The sequence below is a fragment of the Micromonospora marincola genome (genome assembly GCF_056150385.1).
In genome coordinates, this window is the sequence record NZ_JAXCFT010000060.1 from 1 (window position 1) to 828 (window position 828).

General features: G+C 60.7%; 1 protein-coding gene and 1 pseudogene. Both read right to left on the reverse strand.

Going from position 1 to position 828, the window contains the following annotated elements:
* Positions 1-60 precede the first annotated feature (60 nt).
* The gene (locus SM450_RS31050; protein WP_474623332.1) at positions 61-327 is read right to left on the reverse strand and encodes a hypothetical protein; all 267 of its coding nucleotides are present in this window, start codon (positions 325-327) and stop codon (positions 61-63) included.
* A 412-nt stretch (positions 328-739) separates the two neighbouring features.
* Positions 740-828 (reverse strand): annotated as a pseudogene (locus SM450_RS31055) (IS5/IS1182 family transposase); the annotation flags it as partial.

The window sequence follows — 828 nt, forward strand, 5'->3', positions numbered from 1 at the left end:
CCATCTTCCGACGCCAACACCAAGCCGAAGCCAAGATCAGCCACTACGCCCGACAAGCCCTCACCGAGCCCTGAAACGGATCTCCTGCTGGAGTACTAGGCCCGGAACCGTCGAGATAAGAAAGGATAGGACTTCATACTGCGCCTGCTTGTGTGCTCCGCCGTAGTCGCTGAACATCAGCAATGACGGAGCGCTGCGCAGCGCATGAAGGCACTCTTCTTGTACTTCACCGGAGGCGGAGATGTTGTTGCTGATCACGTCGGCGAGGCCGAGTTCGGGCCTTGAGAGTGCTCTCCACTCGCAGCCGTTACGCTTGCGTGCCGTCATACCGCTAACCCTTCATTTTCCGCCGTGCATCGGGGAGCGCATGCCATAGACGACTGGGGACATGAGATATTGCCATATGTGACCTCATCACTACAAGCGGCATCTGATGCTCGGCCCGTGCAAGGGGGTTATGCGCGGCATGCGCGACGGCGGGTGCCCGGTCATACCGCACGCCGCATCGGCAGATCAGTCGTCTCGGACGCGTTGCCAGTGGCAGATCAGCACGCCGGATCATGGTTGATCATGGTTCGATCTGCGGCCCATACGCGGCCGGGCTGGGCGTATCGCGCTTGGCTCGGTCCACGATCAAGGCGAACCCGCTTATGTCTGGGCGTCGTGAACAGGCCAGGTCGATGCCCAGCAGGCAGAATCAGTGCCCGGTCGAGACATCACGGAGTCTTATCAGCCATTTTCATCCTGCGTAGCGGTTGGTTTCGACGTGGTGCAGGACGAGGATTGCTTGGACGATCGCGGTGGCCCGGCGTGGGCAGCAGCGCAGCT